Origin of the sequence: Salinivibrio sharmensis (assembly GCF_001995985.1) — a bacterium.
Taxonomy (GTDB): domain Bacteria; phylum Pseudomonadota; class Gammaproteobacteria; order Enterobacterales; family Vibrionaceae; genus Salinivibrio; species Salinivibrio sharmensis.
In genome coordinates this window covers 31,941-44,169 of sequence record NZ_MUFC01000001.1, presented here as the reverse complement: position 1 = coordinate 44,169, position 12,229 = coordinate 31,941, and the positions used below count along the sequence as shown (strand labels likewise).

The window sequence follows — 12,229 nt, the reverse complement described above, 5'->3', positions numbered from 1 at the left end:
AAGCTGACCAAACGCGCCCCAAATCATGGTTTTTTGCTTTACAAACCAACCGCAACCCAATAATATACGCCGCGTTCCGGAGAGATGGCTGAGTGGTTGAAAGCACCGGTCTTGAAAACCGGCAAGGGTTAATAGCCCTTCTAGGGTTCAAATCCCTATCTCTCCGCCACATATAGAAAAGCCGCTGCTTAGTCAGCGGCTTTTTTGCGTTTATACTCCCGCAAACTCCCAAACCCTGACCTCACCAACATTTTAGGCGATTCTGTCTAAACAGCTATTCTGCACTCTGGTACGCTAACCCTCAATATTTCTGCCTCTTACATGGCTTTTTGGACGCCGCTAACCAACGGCGGTAGCGTGGGCGTTAAAGCAAATCCTTAATACGTAACCTCAAGCACTCATTGATGCGTAGGCCACTGCCGTACATAAGCCCACAAATCAGCTTATCTCTTGCGCCAAGGTAGGTAAAAATTCTGGCAACTTCTTCTTTACTGAGCACAACTGGAATTCGCGGCGATTTTTTGGACGGACTAAATGCAATCTTACCTAACGGCTGGTCTAAAAACTGGTTGTATAGAAAGGCCAGCGCATTGAGTGCAACCTTTTGTGTGTTCGGTGAAACTTGCTTTGCATTCGCCAAATAAGACAGAAACGTTTTTACATCCTCATCACTGAGCTCTCTAGGATGCTGCTTATGATGGAAAAGGATAAATCGGCGCACCCAGTATAGGTAACTATTCTCAGTTTTGATCGCATAGCCTCGTCGCCTGATCTCATGCTGAAGGCTTGCCATAAAAGGACTTTTGGTCATGATCTTTTCCCTCCATCTAACACTGTATATTAATGGCTCTTCACCGGATGTGGTGGAAAGTGTTTCTTTTCAAGTTTTCCGATTAATTGGACAATGAGGAAACACTCTGCACTTGAGCCCTGAATCAGATGAAAGATACAGCACTCTATCAAGCGATCCTTGGACTGACTCCGCCATGGACKGTCGACTCTGTCCAGGTGGATAAAAAGAGCCAACGTATTACCGTGACCATCATGTACGAAAGTCCTTCAGGCGTTGCTTGTCCAACATGCTCGAAAGCGGTAAGAAAGCATGACTCTCGAAAGCGGATATGGCGTCATTTGGATACATGCCAATACGAAACATATCTTGAGGCCCAAGTTCCACGTGCTGACTGTCCANGTCGACTCTGTCCAGGTGGATAAAAAGAGCCAACGTATTACCGTGACCATCATGTACGAAAGTCCTTCAGGCGTTGCTTGTCCAACATGCTCGAAAGCGGTAAGAAAGCATGACTCTCGAAAGCGGATATGGCGTCATTTGGATACATGCCAATACGAAACATATCTTGAGGCCCAAGTTCCACGTGCTGACTGTCCAAAGCACGGGGTTCAGACCATTTCTGTTCCTTGGGCATCTCCTGGTAGTCGCTATACCGAACTCTTCGAGACAAAGATTATTGAAACACTTCAGTTCACTTCTCTTCACTCTGTATCTAAAGCCTTTCGACTGAGTTGGGGAGCCATTGATCGGATAATGAAAAGGGCTGTTTCACGAGGGCTCGCCCGGAGAAATTTAAATAAGGTAGAAGATCTGTTGGTAGACGAAACTGCCTTTTGCCGAGGGCATGATTATGTCACTGTGATGTCGAGCCGAACGGGCCAAGTTCTCGCTGTTGCCGACGGTAAAAGTGAACAAAGCTTAGCAAACWGCTATCGAGTGCTGCCTAACATCGCTAAACAACAGGTCCGCTCAGTCTCGATGGATATGAGCCAAGCTTTTATGAATGCAACCGAGTCCTTCTTTGGCTCAYGCTCTAAACGCCTGATTGCMGTTGATCATTTCCACGTAGCAAAAGTGCTCACCAAAGCTGTTGACGATGTTCRCAAGCAAGAGGTTAACCGTCTACCRCCATACCTTAAACGAGAGTGCTACAGAACGCGTTATGGCTGGCTCAAAAGAAATAGAAACCTCACAGGTCGCCTGAGGGAGCGTATAAACAGATTGGCCAAGCTTATGATAGATACAAGCCTTAGCTGGTTGCTCAAAGAGCAAGCAAGACTGATCTGGTACGGAGGTTCGATCAGAAGCGCAAGGAATCAATGGCTAGAGTGGCTTGCTTTAGTTAAAGCAAGTGGAATTAAACCATTGATGACAGCAGCAGCGACAGTGAAAAAGCACTTACCAGCAATCCTTAATGCAATGCGGCTTAAGGCATCGAATGGCTTGGCGGAGGCTATAAATGCCAAAATCCAATACATGAAGCTTAGAGCTAAAGGCTTTAGAAACAAACAAAGGTTCAAGACAGCGATACTGTTCTATTTTGGGGGACTTGATATGACTTTCCACCATGAACGATGAAGAGCCANTGAAAAAGCACTTACCAGCAATCCTTAATGCAATGCGGCTTAAGGCATCGAATGGCTTGGCGGAGGCTATAAATGCCAAAATCCAATACATGAAGCTTAGAGCTAAAGGCTTTAGAAACAAACAAAGGTTCAAGACAGCGATACTGTTCTATTTTGGGGGACTTGATATGACTTTCCACCATGAACGATGAAGAGCCATATAAAAACAGTCATCTATTGCGATTTGCCTCGCAAAGAGATATGAAAAAGGCCAGCAATGCTGGCCTTAGTTGTCGGTAAGTAGTTGATTTATCGCTTATACATCGAGGTTTTCTACTTTTAGTGCATTATTCTCGATAAAGGCACGACGTGGCTCAACTTGATCACCCATCAGGGTGGTAAACAGCTCGTCTGCCGCCACCGCATCTTGGATGGTCACCTGCATCATGCGGCGACCTTCAGGATCCATGGTAGTTTCCCAAAGCTGTTCAGGGTTCATCTCACCCAAACCTTTGTAGCGCTGACGAGACACACCACGGGTTGACTCTTTGATCAACCAATTAAGTGCTTGCTCGAAGCTGTCTACTGCTTGCGTGCGCTCACCGCGCTTAACGTACGCCCCTTCATCCAGGAGATCATTTAAGGTTTCCGATAAGCTTGCGATTCGCCCGTACTCTTTCGAGTTCAGGAAGTCATAGCTCACCAAGTACTTGTAATCAACACCGTGCGTCCGCACCACCAGCTCAGGCACCCATACTTGATGCTCTTCATCGAGTCGACATGATGCCTGGTACTGACTTTCACCCGTTGATTTGCGATTCAAGATCCCAACAATGTTTTCTACCCATTGCTTCGCCGCCCATTCGTCCCGTAGGTCGTCGACTGACAAACGCGGTTGATAAAGCAGCTCATTGAGCAGCGCGGCGGGATAGCGACGCTTCATACGCTGGATCAGCTTGAGCACACCGTTGTACTCTTTCACCAATTTTTCAAGTGACTCGCCGTGCATTGCTGGTGCATCTGGGTTCACGAACAATGATGCGTTCTCCAACGCCAATGCCACCTGATATTGCTCCATCGCCTCATCATCTTTGATGTATTGCTCTTGCTTGCCCTTTTTCACTTTATAAAGCGGTGGCTGAGCAATATAGATGTAGCCTCGTTCAATCAACTCTGGCATTTGGCGATAGAAGAAGGTCAACAGCAAGGTACGAATGTGTGAGCCGTCGACGTCCGCATCGGTCATGATAATGATGCTGTGATAACGCAACTTATCCGGATCGTACTCTTCACGGCCAATGCCACATCCCATTGCCGTGATCAGCGTTGCCACTTCTTGCGAGGACAGCATTTTATCAAAGCGGGCTTTTTCCACGTTGAGGATCTTACCTTTCAAAGGCAAGATTGCCTGGTTCTTACGGTTACGCCCTTGCTTAGCCGACCCACCTGCCGAGTCACCCTCAACAATGTAGAGTTCAGATAATGCAGGATCTTTTTCTTGGCAGTCGGCAAGCTTACCGGGAAGGCCAGCTAAATCCAACGCACCTTTACGGCGGGTCATTTCACGTGCCTTACGAGCCGCATCACGCGCACGAGCAGCGTCGATGATCTTAGTACACACTACTTTCGCATCGGCAGGATGCTCAATGAGAAAGTCAGATAAGTGGCTGCTCATGGCGGATTCAACCGCAGACTTCACTTCTGAAGACACCAGCTTGTCTTTGGTCTGGCTTGAGAACTTAGGATCCGGTACTTTCACCGAGACCACCGCGGTCAAGCCTTCACGGGCATCATCGCCAGACGTCGCGGCTTTGGCTTTTTTGGAGTAACCTTCTTTGTCCATGAAGCTGTTGAGCGTACGTGTCAATGCGCCACGAAAACCAGCAAGGTGAGTACCGCCATCGCGCTGCGGTATATTGTTGGTAAAGCAGTAGATGTTTTCTTGATAGCCATCGTTCCACTGCATCGCCACTTCAACGCTCACTCCGTCTTCACGGGTATGTTCAAAGTGGAAGACTGATGGGTGGATGGAGGTTTTCTTATTATTGAGGTGTTCAACAAACGCGCGGATACCGCCTTCGTATTTAAAGTGATCCGCTTTGTCTTCTTCGCGCTCGTCAATCAGCTTAATGGAGACACCCGAATTAAGGAAAGACAACTCACGCAAGCGCTTGGCAAGCACGTCATAGTTAAAGTTGATATCGGAGAACGTCTCTTCGCTTGGCCAAAAACGAATACGGGTACCGGTTTGGTCGGTTTCGCCCATTTCAGCCAGCGGCCCTAAAGGCTCGCCGTGGGAAAAATTAAGCTGGTGGACATGGCCATTACGCCAAATGGTCAGTTCCAATTTCTCTGACAAGGCGTTAACCACAGAGACCCCAACACCGTGGAGACCACCGGAAACTTTATAGGAGTTATCATCAAATTTACCGCCGGCGTGGAGGACGGTCATGATAACTTGCGCGGCTGAGACGCCTTCTTCTTCATGAATATCTACAGGGATGCCACGGCCATCATCACGCACTGATACCGAGCCATCTTCGTGGATGGTCGCCACGATATCATTACAATGTCCGGCCAGTGCTTCATCGATCGAGTTATCGACCACCTCAAACACCATGTGGTGCAGGCCGGTACCATCGTCGGTATCGCCGATATACATTCCCGGACGCTTACGCACGGCATCCAAGCCCTTCAGTACCTTGATACTCGATGAATCGTATTCGTTGGACATTGAGTTACTCTCGCTTATTTATCCTGCGTTAATTTTGCCATGTTCCACATGAAACATCTTACTATTTTCGTCGCAAATTTCCGCGACTTGATCGGCACTAATGGCGCTAACAAAAACCTGAGCCCCGATACGGGTCAACTCACTGGCCAATAGTGCTCGCCGGCGACTGTCTAATTCGGAGGCAAAGTCATCGATTAAGTAGATACACGCGATACCTTGCCCCTCACTATACAACTGGCCTTGTGCAAGCCGAAGTGCACACACCATGAGTTTTAACTGTCCGCGCGATAGCACATCATCAACCGGCGTACCTGCCACCTTGATGCGCAAATCCGCTTTATGCGGCCCTGACACCGTGTATCCCATCTGCTGGTCGCGCTCAAAATTCGCCGCCAACAATGCCTGATAATCTGCGCCTCGCTCCCATCCTTGGTAAAAACGAAACTGGATGGAAAACTCGGGGAGAAATGCTTGGCACAATGCGGTTGCTCGCGCAGCAACCGCATCAACGTATGCTTGCCGCCATGCACTGATTTGCTCGGCAAGCCGCGCTAATTCCGTATCCCATACTTGGATATCACCGTAATGACGTGCGGTTTTAAGCGCGGCATTGCGTTGTTTGGTCAAACGCTTTACCCGCGTCCAGGCCTCGAAGAAACCCGGCTCAGAATGAAACACCCCCCAATCGATAAACGCACGACGAAACTTGGGCCCATCGGTTAATAACTCAAAACCTTCTGGGGTGATCAGTTGCAATGGCAGCACTTTGGCCAGGGCCACCAGCTTTTGCCCTTTTTCTTGACCGATTTTAACATCTGCACTGCCATCTCGGCGCTTTTGAATGCCGACCGGAAGCAAGATCCCATCTTGGGTTTTTACGCGACCATGTACCGTAAGATTAGGTTGCTGATGACGGATTACGCGGCTGTTGAGGGCGCTGCGAAAAGAGCGCCCATGACCGAGAAAGTGAATGGCTTCCAAGACACTGGTTTTACCACTGCCATTGGGGCCAATTAAAAAGTTAAAGCCTGACGACAATTCAATATCGCAGGCTTCAATATTTCGAAAGTCGTGGACGACCAGTCGTGATAGCGCCATAACCTAGAGGCGAATTGGCATCACAACATACATGGCATCATCGCGATCACAGTCCTCAATCAAGGTACTGCCTACCGCGTCTGTCATCGAAAAACGCACCTTGTCACAACGTAAAACATTGAGCACATCAAGCACGTAACTGACATTGAAGCCAATCTCTATGGGCTCGCCTTGGTAGTCGACTTCCAAAAACTCTTCCGCTTCTTCTTGCTCAGGGTTATTGGCGGAGATACGCAGCTCGCTACCATCAATATTCATTCGCACACCGCGAAATTTCTCGTTCGATAATACCGCAGCTAATGACAATGCTTGCTTGAGCTCAGCACAGTCGACCTCAAGCGTTCGAGAAGTGGATTGTGGCAGCACTCGGCGATAATCAGGGAAGCGCCCATCCACCAATTTAGAGGTGAAGGTGACATTGCCCACCACCGCACGAATGTTCGATGCGCCGACTTGGATGTTAACGAGGTGCTCACTGTCATCCAACAAGCGCGCGAGTTCACTTACCCCTTTTCGTGGCACAATCACTTGTTGAGCCGGCAGACTTTCTTCCATAGCCAAATGACATACCGCCATCCGATGGCCGTCAGTACCGACCGTACGTAATGTGTGCCCGTCTGTCTCGAACAAAAGCCCATTGAGGTAATAGCGCACATCTTGGTTTGCCATCGAAAACTGCGTGGCGTCAATCAGATGACCCAGCTTGCTTTGCGGCACCTGTAGGCTCACTTCGGCATGCCAGTCTTCGATATTTGGATAATCGCTCGCTGGAAGGGTGGATAAGGTGAAACGGCTTCGCCCTGCTCGCACCACCACGCGGTCGCCCTCTTGCGCCACCGTGATGCGGGCTTCGCTATGTAAGCCTTTGATGATATCCATAAACTTACGCGAAGGCACAGTGATCGCCCCATCAAGATGCTCACCGTCCAGCAATGCGGTGGCATTGAGCTCAACCTCCATATCGGTCGCCGTCAGCTTGAGTTGCTGCTCCGCAACTTCAATCAATAGGTTACTTAAAATCGGCAAGGTACTACGCCCGCCTAGCGCCCCAGAGACTTGCTGAAGCGGTTGAAGTAATTGCTCACGCGTAAGAGTAAATTTCATAATTAGGACGACAAGGTTCGAATCAGGTTAGAGTAGTCTTCTTTAATATCGTGACTTTCTTCACGCAGCTGCTCAATCTTACGACAAGCATGTAATACGGTAGTATGGTCACGACCGCCAAATGCATCACCGATTTCCGGTAAGCTGTGGTTGGTCAGCTCTTTTGCTAGCGCCATCGCCATCTGGCGGGGTCGCGCCACCGAGCGAGACCGACGCTTAGACAACAAGTCTGCCATCTTGATTTTATAGTATTCAGCCACGGTTTTCTGGATATTATCAATGGTGACCAGTTTTTCTTGCAAGGCGAGCAGATCCCGCAGCGCTTCACGCACGAAATCGATGGTAATCGCACGGCCGGTAAAGTTGGCGTTAGCGATCACGCGATTAAGCGCCCCCTCAAGTTCACGCACGTTTGAGCGCAGACGCTTAGCGATAAAGAAAGCCACTTCATCGGGCAAGCGAATAGCGTGGTCTTCCGCTTTTTTCATCAAAATCGCCACCCGGGTTTCCAGCTCAGGCGGCTCAATGGCCACTGTCAGGCCCCACCCGAATCGCGACTTTAAGCGATCTTCCACCCCGTTGATCTCTTTAGGATAGCGGTCAGAGGTAAGAATGATCTGCTGGTTACCCTCAAGCAACGCATTAAAGGTGTGGAAAAACTCTTCCTGCGAGCGCTCTTTATTGGCAAAGAATTGGATGTCATCGATTAGCAATGCATCGACACTGCGGTAATAACGCTTAAATTCTTCGATGGCATTATTTTGCAGCGCTTTCACCATATCTTGCACAAAGCGCTCTGAGTGCATGTACACCACGCGCGCATCCGCTTTACGGTCGGAGATCGCATTACCCACCGCATGCAACAAGTGCGTTTTACCGAGGCCCGTGCCGCCATACAGAAAAAGCGGGTTGTAGGCAGCACCCGGGTTATCCGACACCTGACGCGCGGCTGCCAAGGCTAACTGGTTCGATTTACCTTCAACAAAGTTATTGAACTTGTGTTTAGGGTTAACGTTAGAGCGATGATTAACATCCGATTGCACCGGTGAGGGAGCAGGCTCCCAGACTCGTCCTTGCGGCGGCGCTGGCGCCGCTTGTTGCGGAGCGGGCGCAGCGGCAGGGCCGGCAGGGGCAGCTTGTGGCGTTGCTGCAACCGGTTTGCTACCTACCTCAAAGCGCAGCATGGGCACGTCGACACCACAAAACTCGTTCAGTAATTGATTAATTTGATGCAGATACTTATCTCGCACCCAATCAAGCACAAAACGGTTTGGGGCAAAGAGGGTCAACGTATTGTCATTGAGCTCGGCTTGAAGTGGCCGTACCCACATACTGAATTCTGTCGCAGGTAAATCATCTTGAAGACGTTCAAGACACTGCAACCAAAGCGATGATGACACGTTTGACTCCACGCAGTTGTACCGAAAGAGAAAGGTCACAATGGTACTCCTGTCGCGCCCAGATCGCTACCCACAAGCTCCCGAAATCGGTGAATAAGATCCGAGTTATTCACATAGATCCCACAGAAATATGCGAGATCGCCACAGCAAACCCATGTTTTACTCACAAGATTAGGATCAGATTGGCCAATGATCCTGTTCTTTCCTTGTGCATAATCTTGATCAATGTGGGGTTTATCCCCTGTATTACGCGACAATGACGGTGAATAAGTTATTACTCATAACAAGAAGGTATTTCTCGCCTGCCGCTGCCACCCTCTATATTACGCACCTTATCAATATCGATGTGGTTACTACGGAGCTTTTCATGACTAAATGGTTCATCAACGCCCTGCTCAGCGTGAGCATGATTCTCACTGCCCCCGCCTTTGCCTCTGAGACGGTCAAAGTGGGCATGTCTGGCCGCTACTTTCCGTTTACGTTTGTTAAACAAGACCAACTGCAAGGCTTTGAGGTTGATTTGTGGGATGAGATTGGAAAGCGCAACGACTACGATGTCGAGTATGTCACCGCTAACTTCTCAGGACTGTTTGGTCTGTTACAAACCGGGCGCATCGACACCATTTCAAACCAGATCACCATCACTGAAGAGCGCCAGGCGAAGTACCTATTCACTGACCCGTATGTAGTTGATGGCGCGCAAATCACGGTTCGCAAAGGCAATGATGCCATCAACTCAGTCGCCGACCTGAAGGGCAAGACTGTGGCCGTTAACTTAGGCTCTAACTTTGAACAGTTGTTGCGTGAACACCCAGCCGCTGATGACATCAACATCAAAACCTACGAAACCGGGATTGAACACGATGTGGCCTTAGGTCGTGCTGACGCCTTTATTATGGATCGCCTCTCCGCGCTACAATTGATCAAAGAGTCAGGTCTGCCCCTACAATTAGCAGGACAACCTTTTGAGACCATTGCCAATGCATGGCCGTTTGTCGATTCAGAGCGTGGTCAACGCTTACGTGATGAAGTCAATGCTGCGCTAAACGCGATGCGTGAGGACGGCACCTTGGCGGATATCTCAACCAAATGGTTCGGTGGCGACATCACTAAGAAGTAAGTGTTTACTTTCATTTAATAAGCCCGCGTTGGCGGGCTTTTTGTTTAAAGGTCAATCATGGCGTTTGATTTTGATTACATGGCCTCCTTGTTTCCCCTTCTACTGCGTTATTTGGGGATCACCATGGAAATGGCGGTACTGGGCCTCATCTTCGCCCTCGCCTTGGCAGTGGCGATAGCCTTGATTCGCGTGTTTCGCATCCCAGGGCTCAATGGTATTGCACAGATCTTTATTAGCTTCTTTCGTGGCACCCCGCTATTGGTGCAACTGTTTCTACTTTATTACGGTCTCCCTCAGATCATCCCCGCCTTAGTAGGAATGGAAGCCTTTACCGCCGCAGTGATCGGGATTAGCCTGCATTTTTCTGCGTACATGGCCGAGTCAATCCGCGCCGCCATCACTGGGGTCGATCGCAGTCAAATGGAAGCGAGCTTAGCGGTGGGAATGACCACTCGCCAAGCGATGCAACGCATCATTTTGCCACAAGCGGTACGTATCGCCCTGCCATCGCTGATGAACTACTTCATCGATATGATTAAAGCCACGTCACTGGCCTTTACCCTCGGGGTGGCGGAAATCATGGCACAAGCGCAGATGGAAGCATCATCCAGCTTCAAGTTCTTTGAAGCATACTTAGCGGTGGCACTCATCTATTGGGCGGTGGTCGTGGCATTAACGCGCGTTCAGTACTGGGCAGAGGCACACCTTAATAAGGCGTATCAACGATGATAAAGATAGAAAAGCTTAAAAAAATCTATCAAGGGGTGGCAGTGCTCGACGGCATCGACCTCACTATCGACCGAGGTGAAATAGTTTGCATTATTGGCCCTAGTGGCACCGGTAAATCGACCTTATTGCGTTGCATTAATTTTCTCGAGCGTGCCGAGCAAGGGATCATCGAAATCGGGGAGCAACGCGTTAATAGCGGCAACATGGCCACCCGTAAGCAGGATATTCTGGCGTTGCGGCGTCAAACCGGCTTTGTTTTCCAAAATTATGCGTTATTTGCTCACCTCAATGCCCGTGACAACATTGCTGAAGGGCTGCGTACCGTTAAGGGATGGGCAAAAGACAAAGCCCGTAAGCGTGCCCAGCAAATCCTCGATGATATCGGTCTTAGTGACAAGGGCGATCACTACCCGGCTTCGCTCTCAGGCGGCCAGCAGCAGCGTGTCGGAATCGGACGCGCAATGGCGCTGGAGGCTGAGCTGCTGCTGTTTGATGAGCCCACGTCTGCTCTGGATCCAGAATGGGTTGGCGAAGTCTTGGCGTTGATGAAAAAGCTCGCCACTCGCCACCAAACCATGCTGGTGGTCACCCATGAAATGCAGTTCGCTCGCGATGTGGCGGATCGGGTGGTATTTATGAACGACGGCCATATTATTGCCCAAGGGACACCGGATTGGTTATTTAACCAATGCGACGATCCCCGTTTGCATAAGTTTTTGAATCAAGTCGGGATCACACCCTAGTCAGCGATCGCTTGGGGATCGATCCTTGCGATCTGTGCCCAAGTGCTTATAATTCACCGCCCGGAGTGGCGTCGGTTAGTGATTGACTAATCGTTAGTCAATGGCTACAATCCGCCCTCTTTGTTGAGAGGCGTCGGAAATAAGCCTAGTGCTACCCTCCCACGTCGGGTTAACAAACCTAACACTGATCAGTAATAAAGGTAGAAACCATGAAACGCACTTTTCAACCTTCAGTTCTAAAGCGTAAGCGCACTCACGGTTTCCGTGCGCGCATGGCGACTAAGAACGGCCGTAAGGTCATTGCCGCTCGCCGTGCGAAAGGCCGCAAGCAGCTTTCTAAATAATCCGCAGTGATTTGTGAATAAGCTCGCTTATCCTCGGGAGTTACGTCTGCTAACTCCCGAACATTTCAGTGCCGTCTTCCAGCAACCGCATCGCGCCGGTTCGCCGCACTTAACTATACTCGCCAGAAACAACCCACTCGGCCATCCACGTCTCGGTCAAGCTGTACCGAAAAAGCAAATCAAACTTGCTGTTGATCGCAACCGCTTTAAACGTGTGGTCCGCGAAAGCTTTCGTTTACGTCAACATCAGCTGCCGGCGAAAGACTTTGTGGTGATCGCGAAAAAAAGTGCTAACAACCTGAGCAATCAAGCGCTGCGAGACGAATTGGACAAGTTATGGCAACGTTTGTCGCGACCGCCGCGCAAAAAGCGCTCATCGCGCTGATTCGGGGATACCAACTGGTAATTAGTCCATTAATTGGGCCACGATGCCGGTTTACACCAACCTGCTCTCACTACGCCATCATGGCGATTCAATCCCATGGTGTGATAAAAGGGTGTTGGTTGGCAGGCAAACGTCTATTAAAATGCCACCCTTTGAATGATGGCGGTTACGATCCTGTGCCGCCTTGCGACCACCATAACAGAGACAATTAACA

14 protein-coding genes and 1 tRNA gene are annotated in these 12,229 nt (G+C 49.6%); 10 read left to right on the top strand and 5 right to left on the bottom strand.

Features of this window, described 5'->3' with window-relative positions; all coding sequences use genetic code 11:
- Nucleotides 1–78: 78 nt before the first annotated feature.
- A tRNA-Ser gene (locus BZG74_RS00265) sits at nucleotides 79–169 on the top strand.
- Between the two features lie 195 nt (nucleotides 170–364).
- Here BZG74_RS00265 and BZG74_RS00260 read toward each other — a convergent pair.
- Nucleotides 365–811 carry a phage integrase N-terminal SAM-like domain-containing protein gene (locus tag BZG74_RS00260; RefSeq protein ID WP_077770852.1) on the bottom strand — a complete coding sequence of 149 codons (447 nt, stop codon included), beginning with the start codon at nucleotides 809–811 and terminating at the stop codon, nucleotides 365–367.
- 128 nt (nucleotides 812–939) lie between these two features.
- On the opposite strand from BZG74_RS00260, the gene BZG74_RS15945 reads away from it, so the two are divergent.
- From BZG74_RS15945 to BZG74_RS00245, 3 genes are read left to right on the top strand one after another with little or no spacing between them, the layout of a single operon-like run.
- Nucleotides 940–1,215, top strand: a complete 276-nt coding sequence (locus BZG74_RS15945; RefSeq protein WP_077770851.1) for a transposase family protein — start codon at nucleotides 940–942, stop codon at nucleotides 1,213–1,215.
- A complete protein-coding gene (locus tag BZG74_RS00250) occupies nucleotides 1,157–2,371 on the top strand; it encodes an ISL3 family transposase (protein WP_077771112.1) in 1,215 nt (404 codons plus the stop codon). Before BZG74_RS15945 ends, BZG74_RS00250 begins: the two co-directional genes overlap by 59 nt.
- 7 nt (nucleotides 2,372–2,378) lie before the next feature.
- Nucleotides 2,379–2,570, top strand: coding sequence for a transposase (locus BZG74_RS00245; RefSeq protein WP_077600520.1), 192 nt, complete (start codon nucleotides 2,379–2,381; stop codon nucleotides 2,568–2,570).
- Between the two features lie 104 nt (nucleotides 2,571–2,674).
- Here BZG74_RS00245 and gyrB read toward each other — a convergent pair whose 3' ends face one another.
- From gyrB to dnaA, 4 genes are read right to left on the bottom strand one after another with little or no spacing between them, the layout of a single operon-like run.
- The gene (gyrB, locus tag BZG74_RS00240) at nucleotides 2,675–5,092 is read right to left on the bottom strand and encodes a DNA topoisomerase (ATP-hydrolyzing) subunit B (RefSeq protein ID WP_077770849.1); all 2,418 of its coding nucleotides are present in this window, start codon (nucleotides 5,090–5,092) and stop codon (nucleotides 2,675–2,677) included.
- Between the two features lie 18 nt (nucleotides 5,093–5,110).
- Nucleotides 5,111–6,190 carry a DNA replication/repair protein RecF gene (gene recF, locus BZG74_RS00235; protein WP_077770848.1) on the bottom strand — a complete coding sequence of 360 codons (1,080 nt, stop codon included), beginning with the start codon at nucleotides 6,188–6,190 and terminating at the stop codon, nucleotides 5,111–5,113.
- A 3-nt stretch (nucleotides 6,191–6,193) separates the two neighbouring features.
- Nucleotides 6,194–7,294: a DNA polymerase III subunit beta gene (gene dnaN / locus BZG74_RS00230; RefSeq protein ID WP_077770847.1), complete on the bottom strand. Its 1,101-nt coding sequence runs from the start codon at nucleotides 7,292–7,294 to the stop codon at nucleotides 6,194–6,196.
- 2 nt (nucleotides 7,295–7,296) lie between these two features.
- Nucleotides 7,297–8,694 (bottom strand): chromosomal replication initiator protein DnaA, encoded by a 1,398-nt coding sequence (gene dnaA, locus BZG74_RS00225; RefSeq protein ID WP_046074846.1) that lies wholly within the window; start codon nucleotides 8,692–8,694, stop codon nucleotides 7,297–7,299.
- Nucleotides 8,695–9,061: 367 nt separating this feature from the next.
- Between dnaA and BZG74_RS00220 the strand changes: the two genes are divergently transcribed.
- The 6 genes from BZG74_RS00220 to yidD all read left to right on the top strand — a co-directional run bounded on the left by BZG74_RS00220 (nucleotide 9,062) and on the right by yidD (nucleotide 12,227).
- Entirely contained in the window at nucleotides 9,062–9,814 is a 753-nt protein-coding gene (locus tag BZG74_RS00220) for an amino acid ABC transporter substrate-binding protein (RefSeq protein WP_077770846.1), read from the top strand.
- A 57-nt stretch (nucleotides 9,815–9,871) separates the two neighbouring features.
- Nucleotides 9,872–10,543 (top strand): amino acid ABC transporter permease, encoded by a 672-nt coding sequence (locus BZG74_RS00215; protein ID WP_077770845.1) that lies wholly within the window; start codon nucleotides 9,872–9,874, stop codon nucleotides 10,541–10,543.
- The gene (locus BZG74_RS00210; RefSeq protein ID WP_077770844.1) at nucleotides 10,540–11,286 is read left to right on the top strand and encodes an amino acid ABC transporter ATP-binding protein; all 747 of its coding nucleotides are present in this window, start codon (nucleotides 10,540–10,542) and stop codon (nucleotides 11,284–11,286) included. Before BZG74_RS00215 ends, BZG74_RS00210 begins: the two co-directional genes overlap by 4 nt.
- Before the next feature lie 209 nt (nucleotides 11,287–11,495).
- Nucleotides 11,496–11,630, top strand: a complete 135-nt coding sequence (rpmH, locus tag BZG74_RS00205) for a 50S ribosomal protein L34 (RefSeq protein WP_025672864.1) — start codon at nucleotides 11,496–11,498, stop codon at nucleotides 11,628–11,630.
- A gap of 13 nt (nucleotides 11,631–11,643) precedes the next feature.
- Nucleotides 11,644–12,015 carry a ribonuclease P protein component gene (rnpA, locus tag BZG74_RS00200; protein ID WP_046074850.1) on the top strand — a complete coding sequence of 124 codons (372 nt, stop codon included), beginning with the start codon at nucleotides 11,644–11,646 and terminating at the stop codon, nucleotides 12,013–12,015.
- Nucleotides 11,967–12,227 carry a membrane protein insertion efficiency factor YidD gene (gene yidD / locus BZG74_RS00195; protein ID WP_077456636.1) on the top strand — a complete coding sequence of 87 codons (261 nt, stop codon included), beginning with the start codon at nucleotides 11,967–11,969 and terminating at the stop codon, nucleotides 12,225–12,227. The genes rnpA and yidD overlap by 49 nt, the downstream gene beginning before the upstream one ends.
- Nucleotides 12,228–12,229 lie beyond the last annotated feature (2 nt).

What these genes read in the sequence shown, in the direction of transcription:
- BZG74_RS00220 (WP_077770846.1), top strand. Translation starts at nt 9,062, where the DNA reads ATGACTAAATGGTTCATCAACGCCCTGCTCAGCGTGAGCATGATTCTC.
- rpmH (WP_025672864.1), top strand. Translation starts at nt 11,496, where the DNA reads ATGAAACGCACTTTTCAACCTTCAGTTCTAAAGCGTAAGCGCACTCAC.
- gyrB (WP_077770849.1), bottom strand. Translation starts at nt 5,092, where the DNA reads ATGTCCAACGAATACGATTCATCGAGTATCAAGGTACTGAAGGGCTTG.
- recF (WP_077770848.1), bottom strand. Translation starts at nt 6,190, where the DNA reads ATGGCGCTATCACGACTGGTCGTCCACGACTTTCGAAATATTGAAGCC.
- BZG74_RS00210 (WP_077770844.1), top strand. Translation starts at nt 10,540, where the DNA reads ATGATAAAGATAGAAAAGCTTAAAAAAATCTATCAAGGGGTGGCAGTG.
- yidD (WP_077456636.1), top strand. Translation starts at nt 11,967, where the DNA reads ATGGCAACGTTTGTCGCGACCGCCGCGCAAAAAGCGCTCATCGCGCTG.
- BZG74_RS00215 (WP_077770845.1), top strand. Translation starts at nt 9,872, where the DNA reads ATGGCGTTTGATTTTGATTACATGGCCTCCTTGTTTCCCCTTCTACTG.
- dnaN (WP_077770847.1), bottom strand. Translation starts at nt 7,294, where the DNA reads ATGAAATTTACTCTTACGCGTGAGCAATTACTTCAACCGCTTCAGCAA.
- BZG74_RS00260 (WP_077770852.1), bottom strand. Translation starts at nt 811, where the DNA reads ATGACCAAAAGTCCTTTTATGGCAAGCCTTCAGCATGAGATCAGGCGA.